The sequence below is a fragment of the Brevundimonas denitrificans genome (assembly GCF_030160755.1).
Classification (GTDB): domain Bacteria; phylum Pseudomonadota; class Alphaproteobacteria; order Caulobacterales; family Caulobacteraceae; genus Brevundimonas; species Brevundimonas denitrificans.
Map to the genome: position 1 here is coordinate 1 of NZ_BSOY01000164.1, position 796 is coordinate 796.

Annotated in this window: 1 protein-coding gene; it reads right to left on the bottom strand. The window is 54.1% G+C overall.

The window, feature by feature from the left end; genetic code table 11:
• The coding region (locus tag QQJ79_RS15520) for a TRAP transporter substrate-binding protein (protein ID WP_284223832.1) at positions 1 to 769 on the bottom strand (769 nt) is incomplete at its 3' end.
• Between the last annotated feature and the right edge of the window lie 27 nt (positions 770 to 796).

Genomic DNA, 796 nt, shown 5'->3' on the forward strand with positions numbered 1-796 from the left:
GTACGCCATCATCAATGATCTTGCGGGTGTCGTCGTCCAGGCTGGCATACCAGTCCTCAGACAGCAGCACCGTGCGCGGGGACGGACCAATATTCATGGGGGTGAAATGCTTGAGGATATCGGTATGGCCAAACAGGGTCGCGGCGGCAGGCGGGTTCACATACCCGTCGGCAACGCCTGTTTGAAGCGCATTGGCAACTTCGGACCAGTCAACGATTGTGGCCTTGGCACCCCAGGATTCAAAAATCTTGAGTTGCAGGTTGTCCTTTGCGCGCACTCGGATATCCGAGAGATCGATAAATTTGGTGATAGGGTGCTGGGTATTGAAAATACCGGCCTGACCGCCCCGGAACGGGAAAGCTGCGAGCCGAATGCCATGGACGCCAAGATCGTCGTTGATCCGGCTGATCATGTTGCTTTTCTCGACAACCTCGTCGAAATGCCGATTGCCGTTATAGAGGAACGGCAGGTAGATCGCCTTGACCATGGGGGCCAGCTTGAACAGCAGGGCGGCATCGGCAAAATTGACATGCACAAGTCCCTGTGCGGTCTGGTCAAAGCGCTCTTTTTCCTTGCCGACAGAGTTGGATGGGTGAATGACGGTCTTGACGCCGTTTGCATTCAGGTGATCCGAGAAGGTTTTTGCGAAGACATATTCGCCGTTTTTCTTGATGTCTTCTGTACCGGACAGGGCAATTGAGACGGTTTCCGCCTGCACGGGCAGGGCAAGACCGACAAGAGCGAGTGTCGCGTATAGCAGTTTTTTCATGGTGCTTTTCTCCACAGTGTTAGATCA